Below are 416 nucleotides of genomic sequence, written 5' to 3'. Positions count from 1 at the left end.
CCCCATTGCGGGGGAAGGTCAGGGAGGGGGGTGCCCCGGGCTCCGCTGCCTGAAGGATGGCAACGGCCACACCCTCCAGGTTCTTCATCACGTCGTCATTGGTAAAGCGCAGCACGCGATATCCGCGAGAAGCGAACCATTCGTCGCGCATCTCGTCGTGGCGGATGCGCTCTGCGAAATCGTGGCTTTCGCCATCGACCTCGACGACGAGCTTGCAGGAATGAGCGACGAAATCGGCAATGTAGTTGCCCATCGGAGCCTGTCGACGAAACCCCAGGCGGGCCAGCCGATGCGCTTTGAGATGACGCCACAACAGCGTCTCCGCACGCGTCATCGAACGCCGCAACTGCCTGGCGCGAGTTCTTTGCAACGGAGAGACCTCGTCGTGTGGCATACCCCCCTCCCCGACCCCCGTC

General features: G+C 63.2%; 1 protein-coding gene. It reads right to left on the bottom strand.

The genetic code is table 11. The annotated features are described in order from the left end of the window. A partial coding sequence (locus GPL20_RS38555) for an endonuclease domain-containing protein (protein ID WP_157337954.1) occupies window positions 1–394 on the bottom strand: 394 nt, incomplete at its 3' end. Window positions 395–416 lie beyond the last annotated feature (22 nt).

The organism is Bradyrhizobium cajani (genome assembly GCF_009759665.1).
In the GTDB taxonomy this organism is placed as follows: Bacteria; Pseudomonadota; Alphaproteobacteria; order Rhizobiales; family Xanthobacteraceae; genus Bradyrhizobium; species Bradyrhizobium cajani.
This window is presented reverse-complemented; position numbering and strand designations above follow the sequence as displayed.